The organism is Thermococcus sp. ES12, from assembly GCF_012027515.1.
In the GTDB taxonomy this organism is placed as follows: domain Archaea; phylum Methanobacteriota_B; class Thermococci; order Thermococcales; family Thermococcaceae; genus Thermococcus; species Thermococcus barossii.
In genome coordinates this window covers 101,418-115,360 of the sequence record NZ_SNUP01000002.1, presented here as the reverse complement: position 1 = coordinate 115,360, position 13,943 = coordinate 101,418, and the positions used below count along the sequence as shown (strand labels likewise).

At 58.8% G+C, this 13,943-nt stretch carries 14 protein-coding genes and 1 other RNA gene; 11 read left to right on the top strand and 4 right to left on the bottom strand.

Annotated features, from left to right (window positions below; all coding sequences use genetic code 11):
• Positions 1 to 30: 30 nt before the first annotated feature.
• The 3 genes from E3E37_RS05385 to ffs all read right to left on the bottom strand — a co-directional run bounded on the left by E3E37_RS05385 (position 31) and on the right by ffs (position 2,333).
• Entirely contained in the window at positions 31 to 936 is a 906-nt protein-coding gene (locus tag E3E37_RS05385; RefSeq protein WP_088865223.1) for a dihydroorotate dehydrogenase, read from the bottom strand.
• A 35-nt stretch (positions 937 to 971) separates the two neighbouring features.
• A complete protein-coding gene (locus E3E37_RS05380; protein ID WP_088865222.1) occupies positions 972 to 1,970 on the bottom strand; it encodes a pyridoxal-phosphate dependent enzyme in 999 nt (332 codons plus the stop codon).
• Between the two features lie 49 nt (positions 1,971 to 2,019).
• Positions 2,020 to 2,333: signal recognition particle sRNA (gene ffs, locus E3E37_RS05375), an RNA gene on the bottom strand.
• A 123-nt stretch (positions 2,334 to 2,456) separates the two neighbouring features.
• Here ffs and E3E37_RS05370 point away from each other — a divergent pair.
• The 10 genes from E3E37_RS05370 to E3E37_RS05325 all read left to right on the top strand — a co-directional run bounded on the left by E3E37_RS05370 (position 2,457) and on the right by E3E37_RS05325 (position 11,389).
• Positions 2,457 to 3,893, top strand: coding sequence for an FAD-dependent oxidoreductase (locus E3E37_RS05370; RefSeq protein ID WP_167715609.1), 1,437 nt, complete (start codon positions 2,457 to 2,459; stop codon positions 3,891 to 3,893).
• The gene (locus E3E37_RS05365) at positions 3,890 to 4,396 is read left to right on the top strand and encodes a 4Fe-4S binding protein (protein WP_167715607.1); all 507 of its coding nucleotides are present in this window, start codon (positions 3,890 to 3,892) and stop codon (positions 4,394 to 4,396) included. Before E3E37_RS05370 ends, E3E37_RS05365 begins: the two co-directional genes overlap by 4 nt.
• The gene (locus tag E3E37_RS05360; protein WP_088865219.1) at positions 4,393 to 4,584 is read left to right on the top strand and encodes a hypothetical protein; all 192 of its coding nucleotides are present in this window, start codon (positions 4,393 to 4,395) and stop codon (positions 4,582 to 4,584) included. Before E3E37_RS05365 ends, E3E37_RS05360 begins: the two co-directional genes overlap by 4 nt.
• A 20-nt stretch (positions 4,585 to 4,604) precedes the next feature.
• Complete coding sequence (locus E3E37_RS05355) at positions 4,605 to 4,877, top strand: (2Fe-2S)-binding protein (protein WP_088865218.1); 273 nt, start codon at positions 4,605 to 4,607, stop codon at positions 4,875 to 4,877.
• A complete protein-coding gene (locus E3E37_RS05350; RefSeq protein ID WP_167716294.1) occupies positions 4,870 to 6,036 on the top strand; it encodes an FAD-binding oxidoreductase in 1,167 nt (388 codons plus the stop codon). The genes E3E37_RS05355 and E3E37_RS05350 overlap by 8 nt, the downstream gene beginning before the upstream one ends.
• 73 nt (positions 6,037 to 6,109) lie before the next feature.
• Positions 6,110 to 6,787 (top strand): UMP kinase, encoded by a 678-nt coding sequence (gene pyrH / locus E3E37_RS05345; RefSeq protein WP_167716292.1) that lies wholly within the window; start codon positions 6,110 to 6,112, stop codon positions 6,785 to 6,787.
• 66 nt (positions 6,788 to 6,853) lie between these two features.
• The gene (locus E3E37_RS05340; protein WP_167716290.1) at positions 6,854 to 8,173 is read left to right on the top strand and encodes an NAD(P)/FAD-dependent oxidoreductase; all 1,320 of its coding nucleotides are present in this window, start codon (positions 6,854 to 6,856) and stop codon (positions 8,171 to 8,173) included.
• Positions 8,174 to 9,022, top strand: coding sequence for a prenyltransferase (locus E3E37_RS05335; RefSeq protein ID WP_167715605.1), 849 nt, complete (start codon positions 8,174 to 8,176; stop codon positions 9,020 to 9,022).
• Between the two features lie 51 nt (positions 9,023 to 9,073).
• Positions 9,074 to 10,819 (top strand): endonuclease/exonuclease/phosphatase family protein, encoded by a 1,746-nt coding sequence (locus E3E37_RS05330; RefSeq protein WP_167715603.1) that lies wholly within the window; start codon positions 9,074 to 9,076, stop codon positions 10,817 to 10,819.
• 30 nt (positions 10,820 to 10,849) lie between these two features.
• Positions 10,850 to 11,389, top strand: a complete 540-nt coding sequence (locus tag E3E37_RS05325) for an RNA 2'-phosphotransferase (RefSeq protein ID WP_167715601.1) — start codon at positions 10,850 to 10,852, stop codon at positions 11,387 to 11,389.
• Here the strand turns inward: E3E37_RS05325 and E3E37_RS05320 are convergent.
• Positions 11,373 to 12,608 (bottom strand): MFS transporter, encoded by a 1,236-nt coding sequence (locus E3E37_RS05320; protein ID WP_167715599.1) that lies wholly within the window; start codon positions 12,606 to 12,608, stop codon positions 11,373 to 11,375. The genes E3E37_RS05325 and E3E37_RS05320 overlap by 17 nt on opposite strands.
• 58 nt (positions 12,609 to 12,666) lie before the next feature.
• Between E3E37_RS05320 and E3E37_RS05315 the strand changes: the two genes are divergently transcribed.
• The gene (locus E3E37_RS05315; RefSeq protein ID WP_167715597.1) at positions 12,667 to 13,941 is read left to right on the top strand and encodes a C69 family dipeptidase; all 1,275 of its coding nucleotides are present in this window, start codon (positions 12,667 to 12,669) and stop codon (positions 13,939 to 13,941) included.
• Positions 13,942 to 13,943 lie beyond the last annotated feature (2 nt).

Here is a 13,943-nt window from a genome sequence, read left to right as displayed (position 1 = left end):
CAACGAGATTGTTTCCCATTCCTTCATGTTTTACTCCTCCAGCGCCAGTCCGACTATCTCCTCAACGCTCGAAAAGCCTTCTTCTTCAAGATACCCCAAAATTCCATCGTTTATTTCCCTGAATACTTTCCACCCGCGGAGTGAGACAGCGGTGCCTATCTGCAGAGCTGAAGCTCCAGCAAGGAGGAACTCGACGGCATCCTGCCAGGTGGTTATTCCTCCTATTCCTATAATAGGAATATCAAGCGTTCTCGCCAGGTCGTAGACCGCACGAAGGGCGACCGGCTTGATTCCAGGTCCGGAGTAGCCACCAACGCGGTTGCTGAGAACCGGCCTCCTGGCGTAAACGTCAATCGCTATGGCCTTGAGGGTGTTTATTGCCGAGACTGCGTCAGCTCCGGCCTTTTCCGCGGCCAGACCGAGCTTGGTTATGTCATCTATGTTGGGCGTCAGCTTCGCTATGACCGGTCTATCGGTGGCGTCCTTGACGGCCCTAACGACTTTATAGACGTTCTCTGGGTTTTGCCCTATCTCCATGCCGTAGCCTTTTGCGTGGGGACAGCTGAGGTTCAGCTCAAAGGCATGGGCAACGCCGCTGAGTTTCTCAGCCAGAAAGGCGAACTCTTCAGGCGTTCCACCGAAAATTGAGACTATGAGCGGGAAGTCAAACGTATAGCCCTCGACCATCTCAAGAAATCCCCTCCAGCCTGGGTTGGGCAGTCCCATCGCGTTGATGAGACCGCAGGGCAGTTCGACGATGGTGGGATTATCGTAGCCCTCCCTCGGTTCGATGCCGATGGATTTCGTAACCACGCCGCCGGCGCCCTCCTCGTGCGCCCTAATCCACTGCTCCGGCACCTTGTCGTTTATTCCAGATGCGAGAATGAGCGGGTTCTCGAATTTTATCCCGAAAAGCTCGACCTCAAGGCTCGCCATCTTAACACCTCGAAGTCAAAAAAGATGGAGTGGCTTTAAGGGTTTTGCATGAGTCTGAGCATCTCCTCGCCGTAGTGGAACAGTCCGGGCGTCCCTCCCGTGTGGATGAAGAGCACGGTTTCGCCGAGCTCCCCCGTTTGGGCCAGCTCCATGAGGCCGTGGAAGGCCTTTCCGGTGTAGACCGGGTCGAGGAGTATCCCCTCAAGCTTCGCCACGAGTCTTATGGTTTCTCCCACCTCTTTCACGATTTTCCCGTAGGCGCCGAAGCTGTAGTCGTGTATCCTTGGCTTTTTGATTTTGCACTTAGCTCCAATGAGTCTCCGCGTTTCCGCGGCCAGCTCCAGTATCCTGTTCTCCATGCTGCCCGTGAATATCCCGACGCCCATTCCCACGGGCTCGGTTCTGCTCCCCAGAAGGCTCAGACCGAGGGTTATCCCCGCCAAGGTGCCACCGCTGCCGACGGCATCAACCACGGTGTCAAACTCGATGCCGAGCTTTTTCGCCTGCGAGGCTATCTCCCCAGCTCCCCCCACATATCCTAGGGTCCCGACCGGGGAGGCGCCGCCTATCGGGATCAGGTACGGCCTTCTGCCCTCCGCCCTCAGCTCCTCGGCTATCTCTTCCGCCATTGGAACCAGGTCTGCCGTCTTCTCTGCCTCAAAGACCCTCGTTTCTATTCCAACAAGCTTGTCGAGGAGGTAGTTCCCCTTGAGCTCCTCCTTCCCCCTGAGAACCAAAATGACGTCGAGACCGAGGCTCTTCGCGGCCAGCGCTGTCACGAAGGCATGGTTGGAGTGCACGGCACCGAGGGTTATCACCGTATCAGCGCCGCTGGCTATAGCATCTCCGAGCAGGAATTCGAGCTTCCTTATCTTGTTCCCGCCGATTCCAAAGCCCGTGAGGTCATCGCGCTTGACGTAGACGTCAGCGCCCACCATCGAGCTTATCTTCGGAAGGTACTGAATCGGCGTCTCCCATCCAATGAGTTCTACCCTGGGGAACCTCGCGAGAAGTGAGCCTATCTTTGGATGCATTCATAATCACCAGGAACCGGTACGCGAAAAAACACTAAAAGTTTAGTGGCGGCGGGCGCGCCCGGGGGTGGGAACCCTCCACCGTTCCCTTCCACCGGGGCTCGCTCACCCCCGCTACCCCACGAGCGCCGAACGTCCCGCCTACCGCTGCTCCCTTCCGGGCCTGGCGGGGTTCGGCGGGTAAAGGGCGTTAGTCCGGCCCTCCAGCCGGACCCCGCCCACCGCCGGCCCCGTGGGACGAGGGATCACCGTTGTGCCCCGGCTTCCGGGGACGGCTTCGGGAACCGCCCCCCGGGCTTCGGCCCCGGCATATCGACGGTTTCCGGTTACAGGGGACGCCGAACCCCCCGGCCTAGCCCGCCGCCAGAGTAATCTAAAGCCGCCGATATATAAAGCTTTGGTAGTCCCTGAAACCAAAGGTGGGTAACCATCGGGTTGAAAAATTTTCATAAATGCGCGAACGAAGAGGTGCATGGGTGATACACCGTGCGCTTAACTGAGCATCCTGTTCTGCGTTTTGAGCGCGGCAGAGAGGTTACAATATACTTTGAGGGAAAGCCCATCAAAGCCTACGAGGGGGAAACGATAGCAACGGCCCTCCATGCGGCAGGAATACGGGTCCTGAACTATTCAGCCAACGAGAAGAGGCCCAGAGGTCTCTTCTGCGCCATCGGAAAGTGCTCCTCCTGCCTGATGGTCGTGAACGGGATTCCCAACGTGAGGACGTGCATAACCCTCGTCGAGGATAGCATGGTTATAGAGCGCCAGCACGGAAAGGCCAAGCTGCCGAGGGATGCAAAGCCACCGGAGTTCAAGGACGCGAAGGTAGTGAAGGCGGACATCGTGATAATCGGCGGCGGTCCTGCAGGTCTGATGGCGGCCATACACGCGGCGGATGCTGGTGCGAAGGTTGTTCTCTTCGATGAGAACCCCATGCTCGGCGGCCAGCTCGTCAAGCAGACCCACAAGTTCTTCGGAAAGCGTGAGCAGTTCGCAGGGGTCAGGGGCGTTGAGATAGCGAAGATTCTGGAGGACGAGGCGAGGAAGAGGGAGAACATCGAAATATTCCTGGAGACGTCTGCTGTTGGAATCTTCCAGGACGGCGACGAGAAGCTCGTTCTGGCGGTTAAAAACAACCGTGAACTGATAGAATTCAGAGGAAGGGCGGTCATAGTGGCGACCGGTGCGATGGAGAAGATGATACCCTTCGAGAACAACGATCTGCCCGGAATCTACGGTGCTGGAGCTATACAGACGCTCATGAACACCTACGGCGTCAAGCCCGGTGACAGGGTTCTTATCGTTGGGGCCGGCAACGTGGGACTTATTCTGGCGTATCAGCTCATCCAGGCGGGCGTTGAGGTGAAGGCGATAGTCGAGGCCATGCCAAAGGTCGGCGGCTACTTCGTCCATGCTGCCAAGGTTAGAAGGCTTGGAGTCCCGATACTCACGAGACACACGATTCTCCGTGCCGAGGGAAAGGAGAAGGTTGAAAGGGCGGTCGTAGCTCAGCTGGACGAGAAATGGCAGGTCATTCCAGGAACTGAGAAGACCTTCGAGGTGGACGTTATAGCCCTCGCCGTTGGACTGAGGCCGAGCATCGAGCTCCTCCACCAGGCCGGCTGTCAGATACGCTACGTACGCGAGCTGAGCGGCCACGTTGCGGTCCGCGACGAGTGGATGGAAACAACGGTCGGGGGAATATTCGTCGCCGGGGACTCTGCGGGAATAGAGGAGGCCACGACGGCCATGCTTGAGGGCAAGGTCGCCGGAATCGCGGCAGCGCTGAGACTCGGAATAGCGGACGAAAGCTGGCTGAAGGAGATGGAGAAAGCCCAGAAGGACCTCGTAGAGTTCCGCTCCGGCCCGTTCGGCAGGCACGTGCTTGAGGGGATTAAGAAGGTTCTGGTGGTGAGAGAATGAGTGGAATTCCCTCTTACCTTAGAAACGGCTACATAACGCCCGAAGAGCTTCAGGAGTTCATTCCGCTTCCGAGCGAGGAGAGGCTGAGGAAAAGACCGGTTGCGATTCCGGAATGCCCGCAGGAGATTCCGTGCGCCCCGTGCAGGGAGATATGTCCGACCGAGGCCATAAGCATGCCCACCCCGAACGATTTACCGATTGTGGACTACGACAGGTGCATAGGATGCTCTCTCTGCGTCCAGATATGCCCCGGCCTGGCCTTCTTCATGATGCACTACGTCGGTGATAAGGCAAGGATAACGATGCCCCACGAGCTTCTTCCGCTGCCCAAGCGGGGCGAGGAAGTAATCCTGCTCAACAGGGTCGGCGAGCCGGTCGGAAGGGGGAAGGTGATCACGGTAGTTCCCAGGGAAAAGAGCAAGGGAGATACACCGATAATCACCGTTGAGGTGCCGATAGAGCTGGCCTGGGAGGTTAGGGCGATTAAGGTGGTGAGAGAATGACCGTCGAGATCCTATCCGATGGGTGCCAGGAGATGGAACACCTCAGTAGGGTTCACACTCACATGCCCGAAGGGCACATTTCAGGGGTGAACAGTGGAGTGGCATCACTTGTGAGGGCACCCAATGTTGTGGAAGCCTGTGTTGGAGTCAGAAACATTCCGCCAGCGCTTTCGAAGAAAGGGCTGTGAGGGGTCGAGAGGTGATAAAAATGGCCGGGAAGAAAATAGTCTGCCGCTGTAATGACGTGACCGTTGAGGAGGTCGAGGCGCTCATCGATTCTGGAATTACCGACATCGAGGAGCTCAAAAGGCTCCTCCGCATAGGAATGGGCCCCTGCCAGGGAAGGACGTGCATCCCGATAGTGCTTGGCATACTCGCGAGGAAGACCGGAAGAAAGCAGGAGGACATTCCGCTGCCCCGTGCGAGGGTTCCGACCAGGCCGGTCCGCGTAGAGGTCATAGTGGGTGGTGCCGATGAGTAAAATAGCCGTAATCGGCGGGGGAATAATAGGAGTTGCCACCGCCTACGAACTGGCCAAACTTGGGGAGGAGGTAATCCTCTTCGAGAAGAACTACTTCGGCTCGGGCTCGACTTTCCGCTGCGCGACGGGAATCAGGGCGCAGTTCACGGACGAGGCCAACATCAGACTCATGAAGTACTCCGTCGAACGCTGGGAAAAGCTTGAGGAGGAGCTCAACTTTGATATAAATTTCAGGCAGACCGGCTACCTGTTCCTTGCCACGAGTGAGGATGAGGTTGAAGCCTTCAAAGCAAACATAAAGCTCCAGAACAGGTTCGGTGTCCCAACGAGGCTCATCGACATGGATGAGGCCAGGGAGATAGTGCCGATCCTCAACACCGAGCCCTTCCTGGCTGGGGCGTGGAACCCGAAGGACGGGAAGGCGAACCCCTTCAAGACGCTCTTCGCTTACCTGTTCCGCGCGAGGGAGATGGGTATCGATGCGCGCGAGCACACCGAGGTGGTTGGCTTCGAGCGCGAGGGGAACACCATAACGGCCGTGAAGTTCCGCCACAACGGGAGGATCGAGAGGGTTAGGGTAGATGCCGTCCTCAACGCGGCCAACGCTTGGGCGCCGCTCATCAACGAGATGGCTGGCTTAAAGCGGAACCTCGTTCCCATCACCGCCTACAAGCACCAGCTCGTCAAGACCGAACCCCTCGAGCCTGGACAGGCAGAGCCCCTCGTCTGTCCGCCGAGCTGGAACGACGCCTACATCATCCAGGACGGCGAGGACGGTGGAATAATCTGCGGTGCAGGGATAGAGCACAAAGCTAAAAGCTTAAACGACGTCGAGCCGACCTACGACTTCCTGCGCGGTGTTCTCAGCTATGCCGTGAAAATCGCCCCGCCGCTTCGCTATGCGCACATCGTCCGTCAGTGGGCAGGGTTCTACGCCAAACCGCCCGACAGCAACCCTGCGATAGGTAAACTCCTTGATAACTTCTACATTGCGGCTGGCTTCAGCGGGCACGGCTTCATGATGGCCCCGGCAGTTGGACAGGCCATGGCCGAGCTGATGACCAAGGGAAGGAGCAGCGTGCCGCTCGACTGGGAGTGGTACGACCCCTACCGATTCGAGCGCGGTGAGCTGAGGAGTTCGGCCTTCCAGATAGGCTGACCCCTTTTCTTTATCATCTTCCCGGCAAGAAAAAGGTTATAAAGGGGCCCCGATTAGCATCGTGAGGGTCATCATGAGGATAGTCTTCGATATAGGCGGTTCGGTTCTTGTCCCGGACGATCCTGACATTGATTTTATCAACGCCATCGCCTACGAGCTCGTTAAGATAAGCGAAGACCACGAGGTGGCGGTGGTAGTCGGCGGCGGAAAGGTTGCCAGGAAGTACATTAAAGCAGCGAAGACCTTCACACCCAACGAGACCTTCAAGGACTACATCGGAATCCACATCACGCGCGCCAACGCGATGCTCCTCATAGCCGCTTTGGGGGAGAAGGCTTACCCCTTCGTGGTTCAGGACTTCAGGAAGGCATGGGAAGTTATACAGCTCAAGAAGATACCGATAATGGGCGGAACTCACCCGGGCCACACGACCGACGCTGTCGCTGCCCTTCTCGCCGAGTACCTCCAGGCGGATCTTCTGGTGGTCATCACCAACGTTGACGGCGTCTACGACAGCGATCCAAAGAAGAACCCGAACGCGAAGAAGCTTGACAGGATAACCGTTGACCAGCTCGTCGAGATTGCCATGCAGGCCGAGAGCAAAGCAGGTGGAAGCGGCGTCGTGGATGCCCTGGCTGCCAAGTTCATCCAGCGCGGCAAGATAAAGACCTACATAGTCGGGAAGAGTGATGCCTATCACCTCTTCGACGTGGTGAGGGGGAGGCACCGGGGAACGGTAGTGGAGCCGTGAGGTTCTGATCTCCCCACCAAGGCCAACTTTTTATACCTCCTCGCCCTTCTCCCTCCGGTGGTGCTCATGAAAATCGTCGTAATAGGTTCTGGAACCGCGGGAAGCAACTTCGCCCTCTTTATGAGAAAGCTCGACAGAAAAGCCGAGATCATTGTCATCGGGAAGGAACCAACGATGCAGTACTCTCCCTGCGCCCTGCCGCACGTCATCAGCGGCACGATAGAGAAGCCCGAGGACGTTATCGTCTTCCCCAACGAGTTCTACGAAAAGCAGAAGATCCAGCTCATGCTCAACACCGAGGTCAGGGCAATAGACCGCGAGAGGAAGGCTGTAATCACCGACAAGGGCGAAGTCCCCTACGACAAGCTTGTCCTGGCAGTTGGCTCTAAGGCCTTCGTCCCGCCGATCAAGGGCGTGGAGAACGAGGGAGTGTTCACCCTCAAGAGCCTCGACGACGTGAGGAGGATAAAGGCCTACATAGCCGAGAGGAAGCCGAAGAAGGCCGTCGTCATCGGCGCCGGTTTAATCGGCCTCGAGGGGGCTGAGGCCTTCGCGAAGCTCGGCATGGAGGTTCTGGTTGTAGAGCTGATGGACAGGCTTCTGCCCACGATGCTGGACAAAGATACCGCCAAGCTCGTCCAGGCCGAGATGGAGAAGCACGGCGTTTCCTTCCGCTTCAACGAGGGAGTTAGCGAGATAATCGGAAGCCCGGTCAAAGCGGTCAAGATGGGCGATGAGGAAGTCCCGGCCGATCTGGTTCTCGTTGCCACAGGTGTGAGGGCCAACGTTGACCTCGCCAAGGCGGCGGGGCTTGAGGTGAACCGTGGAATAGTCGTCAACGAGCACCTCCAGACGAGCGACCCGGACATCTACGCGATAGGCGACTGCGCGGAGGTCATTGATGCCGTTACCGGGCAAAGGACACTCAGCCAGCTCGGGACGAGTGCGGTAAGAATGGCGAAAGTGGCAGCGGAGCACATAGCCGGAAAGAACGTCGCCTTCAGGCCGGTCTTCAACACGGCTATAACCGAGCTCTTCGGCCTCGAGATAGGCACCTTTGGTATAACTGAGGATAGGGCGAAGAGGGAAGGCATTGAAATAGCAGTCGGCAAGTTCAAGGGAAGCACAAAACCCGAGTACTACCCCGGCGGCAAGCCGATAACGGTTAAAGTAATCTTCAGGAAGTCCGACAGGAAGCTAATCGGCGCGCAGATAGTCGGCGGGGAAAGGGTTTGGGGCAGGATAATGACGCTCTCGGCTTTGGCGCAGAAGGGGGCGATCGTTGAGGACGTCGTTTACCTTGAGACCGCCTACGCCCCACCGGTAAGCCCGACGATTGACCCGATAAGCGTCGCCGCTGAGATGGCGCTCAGGAGGTTCCGCTGAGTGGAGCTTCGGGCTCTACTTTCCCTTCTTCGTCCCAAGTTCGCCCTTCCCTCCCTCGTTCCGGGCTTAGTGGCCTTTACCATCGCGCGCTACCACTACGGAGTTTTTTTCACGGCTGATTTTCTCATAGCGATGCTCGTGGTTTTCCTCGTCACGTCGGCGGGCCTGGTCATCAACGAGTACCACGACTACGAGCTGGATTTGCTGGCCAACAGAACCGAGCTCCCCCTCGTGAGCGGAAAGGTGAGCCTGAGGGGCGCTAAACTCCTCGGCTACGGCCTCCTAATTCCGGCGCTTGCCCTTTCCGCACTGATATCCCTCAAGGCCCTCATCATAACGCTCATCGCCTCTTTCCTCGCCATAGCGTACTCCGCCCCTCCGCTGCGCTTCAAGGCGAGGCCCCTCGTCGATTCACTGACCAACGGTCTCACCTACGGCCCCGTCACGATGGGGCTCATCTTCGAGTCCCTCGGCCTTCCGGTGAGATGGGCGGTCGTTTACTCCCTCCCCTTCTTCGTTCTCCTCTCGGCAGGCCACATGATACTCGCAATACCGACCATAGAGGAGGACCTCGCCCTGGGGGCAAGAACGTCCGCCTCGTGGCTCGGGCGGGAGAGGGGAATAAAGGTCGGGATGCTTCTCTTTGCCCTCTCCTCCTTCATGGTCGTCGTCTACTGCCTCCTCGGCTATTATCCCCTCCTCTCCGTTTTGTTCCTGCCCTTCATGATCTTCGCTATCTTCCAGCTCCGGCGCTGGCTCAACGGGGCCGGGAGAAGGGAGGTCTTCAGGAGGATGGAGGCGGCTTTTCTCCTGGGGGCGCTGGTTTTCCTGCTTCCCTTCTTCCTCTGAGCTGGACAAACTTTAAGTCCCCAACGACGAACTTCCTCTTTAGGTGATCGCATGAAGGTAGCCGAAAGGGATAGAGTACTCCTCGGCCTCGGAACGGGGGTGCTTCTCGCGTCGAGCATGAGAATCTTCGTCGCCGGCGCTTACTCGAGCCTGGAAAAGACGTTCTTCTACGGGATGAACTTCCCCTCCGGACTGGGGATTCTCCTGCTCCTGCTTGCGGCGTTCCTCGTCGGGCGGCTTAGCAGGAAAGCCGGAGCGGCCATAATGGCCGCCTACGCCATCGCGCTCCTCGCCACGGACGCAACAGAGTACACGCACCTGATAGCGGCCTTCGCCCTGCCCGTGGCTCTGGCCCTCGTCAAGGAGCTTGACGTGAAGTACCTGGCTATGGGGCTTGTCGCTGACCTGAGCCTCCGCGTCCTGGCCACCGGCGGAGAGCCGGCTGACTTTCCCTACACGAGGGCAATCCTGGCGGTTCTTCTGTTCCTTGGCTCATACGCCCTCTGGAAGGAGCAGGGGACGCTTAAAAAGCCCGGCTTTGGGCTGTACGCCTTCGCCGCCCTGCTCGAGCTCGGCCTCATCTACCCCAACGCCGTGATGCGCTACTCGGGGATGACGGTCTATTACCTGCCCGAGTTCATCGGCTTCTCCCTGCTCGTGGCCCTGGCGATTCTTCTCGGCCCGTACCTTGCCAGAAAGCCCTCCCTCGCGATGGCCCTGCTCGTCCTCGGCTCGGCCACGCTCTTCCTCGGGCCCCTCTCGCTCATCGGCCTCCCCTTAGCTCTCGCGGCTTCAATGGCGCTGGTCGAGAACGCCAAGGGCAGCAGGGGAGGCGTCATAGGTGCGTTCTACCTCTTCCTCGTCTCAACGCTCGCCATAGGTGCCTACGTGGGTAGGGACATAGGGCTGGCCTTCATGGAGGACAGGCTTGAGGCCCTCATCCTGGCAGCATCGATAGCCTACGCCCTCAGCGCCTACGGGAAGAGCGCCGAGGTAAAGCTCCCAAGCGCGAGGGAAATCGCCGGCCCGCTGGCCGGCCTCATCGTCGCTTCCCTGGTAACCCTGGCACTCTTCAACGCGGGACCAACCTACGGCGAAGCGAAAAAGGAGGTCCTCATCTGGACCTATAACGTCCACCAGGGCTTCGGGCCCTACGACGGCACCTTCAACGGCTATGAACTGGTTAACCTTTTAGCCGAGCAGAGGCCGGACGTGTGGCTGGCCCAGGAGGTTGTTGGCGGAATGATAGCCAACGGCTACCAGGACGTGCCCCTCTTCATCTCCGCCCGCCTAGGCTACGCCTACGAGTACAAGCCCGCTGTTGAGGGAAGCTACGGCATAGCGGTCTTCTCCCACTGGCACATGAGAACAGAGGGTGAACTCAACCTAGAGAGCGTCGGCCAGGCGAGGCCGGCACAGAAGGTCTTCATCGAGGAACTCGGCCTCACCCTAGTGAACGTCCACATGGGGCTGAGCGAGGAGGAGAGGGCCATGCAGGCCGAGGAGCTGCTCAAGTTCGCGGAGAGCAAACCGGTGGCCCAGGTAATAGGGGGCGACACCAACGCGGAGCCTGACGAGGAGGCAATAGCAATACTCACGCGCGACTACCGCGACGCCTTCCCTGAGAGGCCCCCGTACACCTTCCTCTGGGAGCGCAACGGGGTCAGGGACGAGGAGAACATAGACTACATCCTGCTCAAGAAGGACTGGCCGGCCCAGGTTAAGGACTACGGCTGCCTCTGCGACGTCGAGGTTTCCGACCACAGGCCGGTGTGGGTGGTCATCGAGCTTCCGTGAGGTTTTTATTTCCTCCCTCCACTCTTCTCCATGCCGTCGAGGGTCAGGGTGAGCAGGCTGATGGCCTACATTCTGCGCCACTCCCCGGAGGAGTTCGGGCTGAAGCCTGACGCCAGGGGCTTTGTGCCCTTCAAAGACCTGGTGAGTGCCCTGCGGAGCGTTTATCCCGATGTCACAGAGGAGTTCGTTAGGGAGATAGTCCGGCTCGACCCCAAGGGGCGCTACGAGATTAGAGGAGACAAAATCCGCGCCCGCTACGGCCACAGCTTTGAGGTTGGGCTGGACCACGAGGAGGACACGGAATCGGGGGTTCTTTACCACGGGACGCCGAGGAGGAACCTCAAGCGGATTCTGAAGGAGGGCCTCAGCCCGATGAAGCGGCAGTTCGTCCATCTAACGACGAGCAGAAGCGAGGCGGTCGAAACGGGCAGGAGGCACGGGAGGGACGTGGTTCTTCTCGTCATAGACGCCGACTGTCTGAGGAAGAGAGGCCTGAGGATATACAAAGCCGGAAAGAACGTCAGGATAGTCGAGCGCGTTCCTCCGGAGTGCATCACCCTGGCAGTCTGAGGGCTAAAACGAAGGCCAGCCCGAGGGGAATCAGCGTGCTCACGAAGTTCAGGGTAAAGCTTATCCCCGATAGGTAGCCCCCGAGGAGAGGACCGAGGACCCAGCCGAGGCTCATCATCGCGTTCAGCAGGCCCATCCCCTGGCCGCGTTCGCTCACCCTCACCCGCTCGGCGACGTAAGTGGAGGCCGAATTCAGCGTCATGGACCACTTCACACCCGAGAGGAAGGCAACGGGGAGCATTAGGTAGATGCTTCCCGCGAAGGCGTAACCGAGGAAAGCGATACCGTAGCCGGCTATGGAGAGGAGGTAGAACCTTTTGGCCCCGTACCTGTCGATGAGCCTCCCGATGTAGTAGCCGCTCAGGGCGGCCGCGAGGGAATCGATGCCGAAGAGCAGGCCGACCCACTCCTCGCCGAAGGTCTCGCCGAAGTAAACCGGGACTACGGAGTAAACCTGGCCGCTGGCTACCATCATCAGCAGGACGCTGAGGTAGAAGGTTCCGAGGTGGCCCCTCATCAGCCTTCCCAGGGCGTTCTTTCCGACGGTCGCCCTATCGCTCTCCCGCCCTTCCTGGGGGATCAGGAGAAGCCTCGGCGCTCTTTTCGGCCGTGGTCTCTCGCGCATAGCCAGGGCTATAACCGCGGAAACCGCCAGCAGAACGCCGGAAAGCATGAATATCCCCCTTATTCCGATTCTCTTTACAAGGAAGCCGCCGAGGAAGTTCCCGGACATGTAGCCGGCGTTCTCAACGGTTGAGAAGAGGCCGTAGGCCGAGCCTATCCTCGTGGAAAGCTCCGCTATGAGGGCCGACTTGGCAGGCATCATTGCCGAGCCGAGCGCTCCTTGAGCCGTTCTCAGGGCGAGTAGGGCCAGGGGGGTCGATACCAGGGCCATCAGGGCGTAGAAGAAGCCCGTGGAGAAGAGGCCGAGGGCTATGAAGCCTTTCCTGTTTCTGGTGGAGTCGGAGAGGTAGCCAAAGGGGTACTGGAAGGCCGTGGAGGTCAGGTTGAAGGCCACGCTGAGGAGACCTACCATGAGCATCGTTCCGCCGATGAGGCGCATGTAGACGCTCAGGTACGGGAAGGCCATTCCGAAGGAGACGTTGGCGAGGAACATGGAGACCGCTAGGAGGAGGACGTTCTTTCTCTTCACCTTTAGCCGCCTGAGCTTCCCTGCCTTCTCCCTGCGCCCCTGGAGGATAGCCCTTTCCCTCTTCATCGGCCGGCCCTACGGAAAGTCTCTTATAAAACTTCCTCCAAGTTGATGTGGTGGGACCATGTGCGATGTTCTGGTGGCCGCACCTGAGGCCACGAAGGAGGGGGTAATGCTCTTCGCCAAGAACAGCGACAGGGAGCCGAACGAGGCTCAAATCCTTGAGTTCATACCGAGAACCAAGCACGGGGCGGAGAAGGTCAGGCTTACCTACGTGGACTTTCCGCAGGTCAAGGAAACCTACGCGGTGATTCTCTCCCGTCCGTGGTGGATGTGGGGGGCTGAGATGGGCGTGAACGAGTTCGAGGTGGCAATAGGCAACACCGCCGTCTTCACGAAGGTGAAGGTGCCGGAGAGTGGCGTGACCGGGATGGACATGATACGCCTCGCCCTTGAGAGAACCAGGAGCGCGGGGGAAGCCCTGGAGTTCATAACGGGCATCGTTGAGGGGGGACTTCAGGGAGGAAACGGGAGCAGGAGCCATAAGCTGCTCTACTTCAGCTCCTTCATAATAGCCGACCCTCAGGAGGCCTGGGTTCTTGAGACCGTTGGGAGGGAGTGGGCGGCAAAGAAAATCGATGGGGTCTATTCTATCTCCAACGCGCTGACGATTGAGAACGACTGGGATATGGCATCGGAAGGCGTTGAAAGGCTCGCAAGAAAGGGCTCCTTCAGCTTTGCGAAGCACTTCTCGGACAGGTTCTACACCCACTTTGCCCATGGAAGGGAGCGGAGGGCCTTCACACTGAAGAAGCTGAGGGAGCGCGAGGGTGAGATAACGCTCGAGTACATGATGTACCTTCTGCGCTCCCACTCCTTTGAGCCTTACCGCCCGGAGAAGGGCTCAATGAGGGACATCTGCATGCACTACGGGGGCTTAACGAGGCCCTCTCAGACGGCTTCATCGCAGGTTTCCGAGCTTGGAACCGGTCTTCACTGGTTCACGGGCACCTCGAACCCCTGTCTGAGCATCTTCAAGCCGGTGACCTTTGAGGGGGGCCTTCCGGACCTCGGGAAGGAACCCACCGACCGCTACGATCCTGAGGCATACTGGTGGCGCTTCGAGGCTTTCCACAGGAGGTTCCTGACGAACTACCGCACCTACATCGACGACTTCGCCCGTGAGAGGGAGGGACTTCAGGGCGAGATAATAGAGAAGGCCAGGGAGATTGAAAAGACCCCGGAGGATCTGAGGGCATTGACTGAATGGGCCTTCCGCGAGGAGGCCAGGCTACTCGAAAGGTGGGAGAAGATGGTAAAGCCCGGAAAGCTCCCCCTGCTGTTCGGGAGGAGCTGGAGAAAGGTTAACGAGGAGGCCGGGCTCAGGCTGGAGGGTTGAAA

Bases quoted from the DNA above. Each gene is read 5' to 3' on its own strand.
- E3E37_RS05330 (WP_167715603.1), top strand. From the start codon at position 9,074: ATGAAGGTAGCCGAAAGGGATAGAGTACTCCTCGGCCTCGGAACGGGG.
- E3E37_RS05325 (WP_167715601.1), top strand. From the start codon at position 10,850: ATGCCGTCGAGGGTCAGGGTGAGCAGGCTGATGGCCTACATTCTGCGC.
- E3E37_RS05340 (WP_167716290.1), top strand. From the start codon at position 6,854: ATGAAAATCGTCGTAATAGGTTCTGGAACCGCGGGAAGCAACTTCGCC.
- pyrH (WP_167716292.1), top strand. From the start codon at position 6,110: ATGAGGATAGTCTTCGATATAGGCGGTTCGGTTCTTGTCCCGGACGAT.
- E3E37_RS05350 (WP_167716294.1), top strand. From the start codon at position 4,870: ATGAGTAAAATAGCCGTAATCGGCGGGGGAATAATAGGAGTTGCCACC.
- E3E37_RS05380 (WP_088865222.1), bottom strand. From the start codon at position 1,970: ATGCATCCAAAGATAGGCTCACTTCTCGCGAGGTTCCCCAGGGTAGAA.
- E3E37_RS05365 (WP_167715607.1), top strand. From the start codon at position 3,890: ATGAGTGGAATTCCCTCTTACCTTAGAAACGGCTACATAACGCCCGAA.
- E3E37_RS05320 (WP_167715599.1), bottom strand. From the start codon at position 12,608: ATGAAGAGGGAAAGGGCTATCCTCCAGGGGCGCAGGGAGAAGGCAGGG.
- E3E37_RS05355 (WP_088865218.1), top strand. From the start codon at position 4,605: ATGGCCGGGAAGAAAATAGTCTGCCGCTGTAATGACGTGACCGTTGAG.
- E3E37_RS05385 (WP_088865223.1), bottom strand. From the start codon at position 936: ATGGCGAGCCTTGAGGTCGAGCTTTTCGGGATAAAATTCGAGAACCCG.
- E3E37_RS05360 (WP_088865219.1), top strand. From the start codon at position 4,393: ATGACCGTCGAGATCCTATCCGATGGGTGCCAGGAGATGGAACACCTC.
- E3E37_RS05315 (WP_167715597.1), top strand. From the start codon at position 12,667: ATGTGCGATGTTCTGGTGGCCGCACCTGAGGCCACGAAGGAGGGGGTA.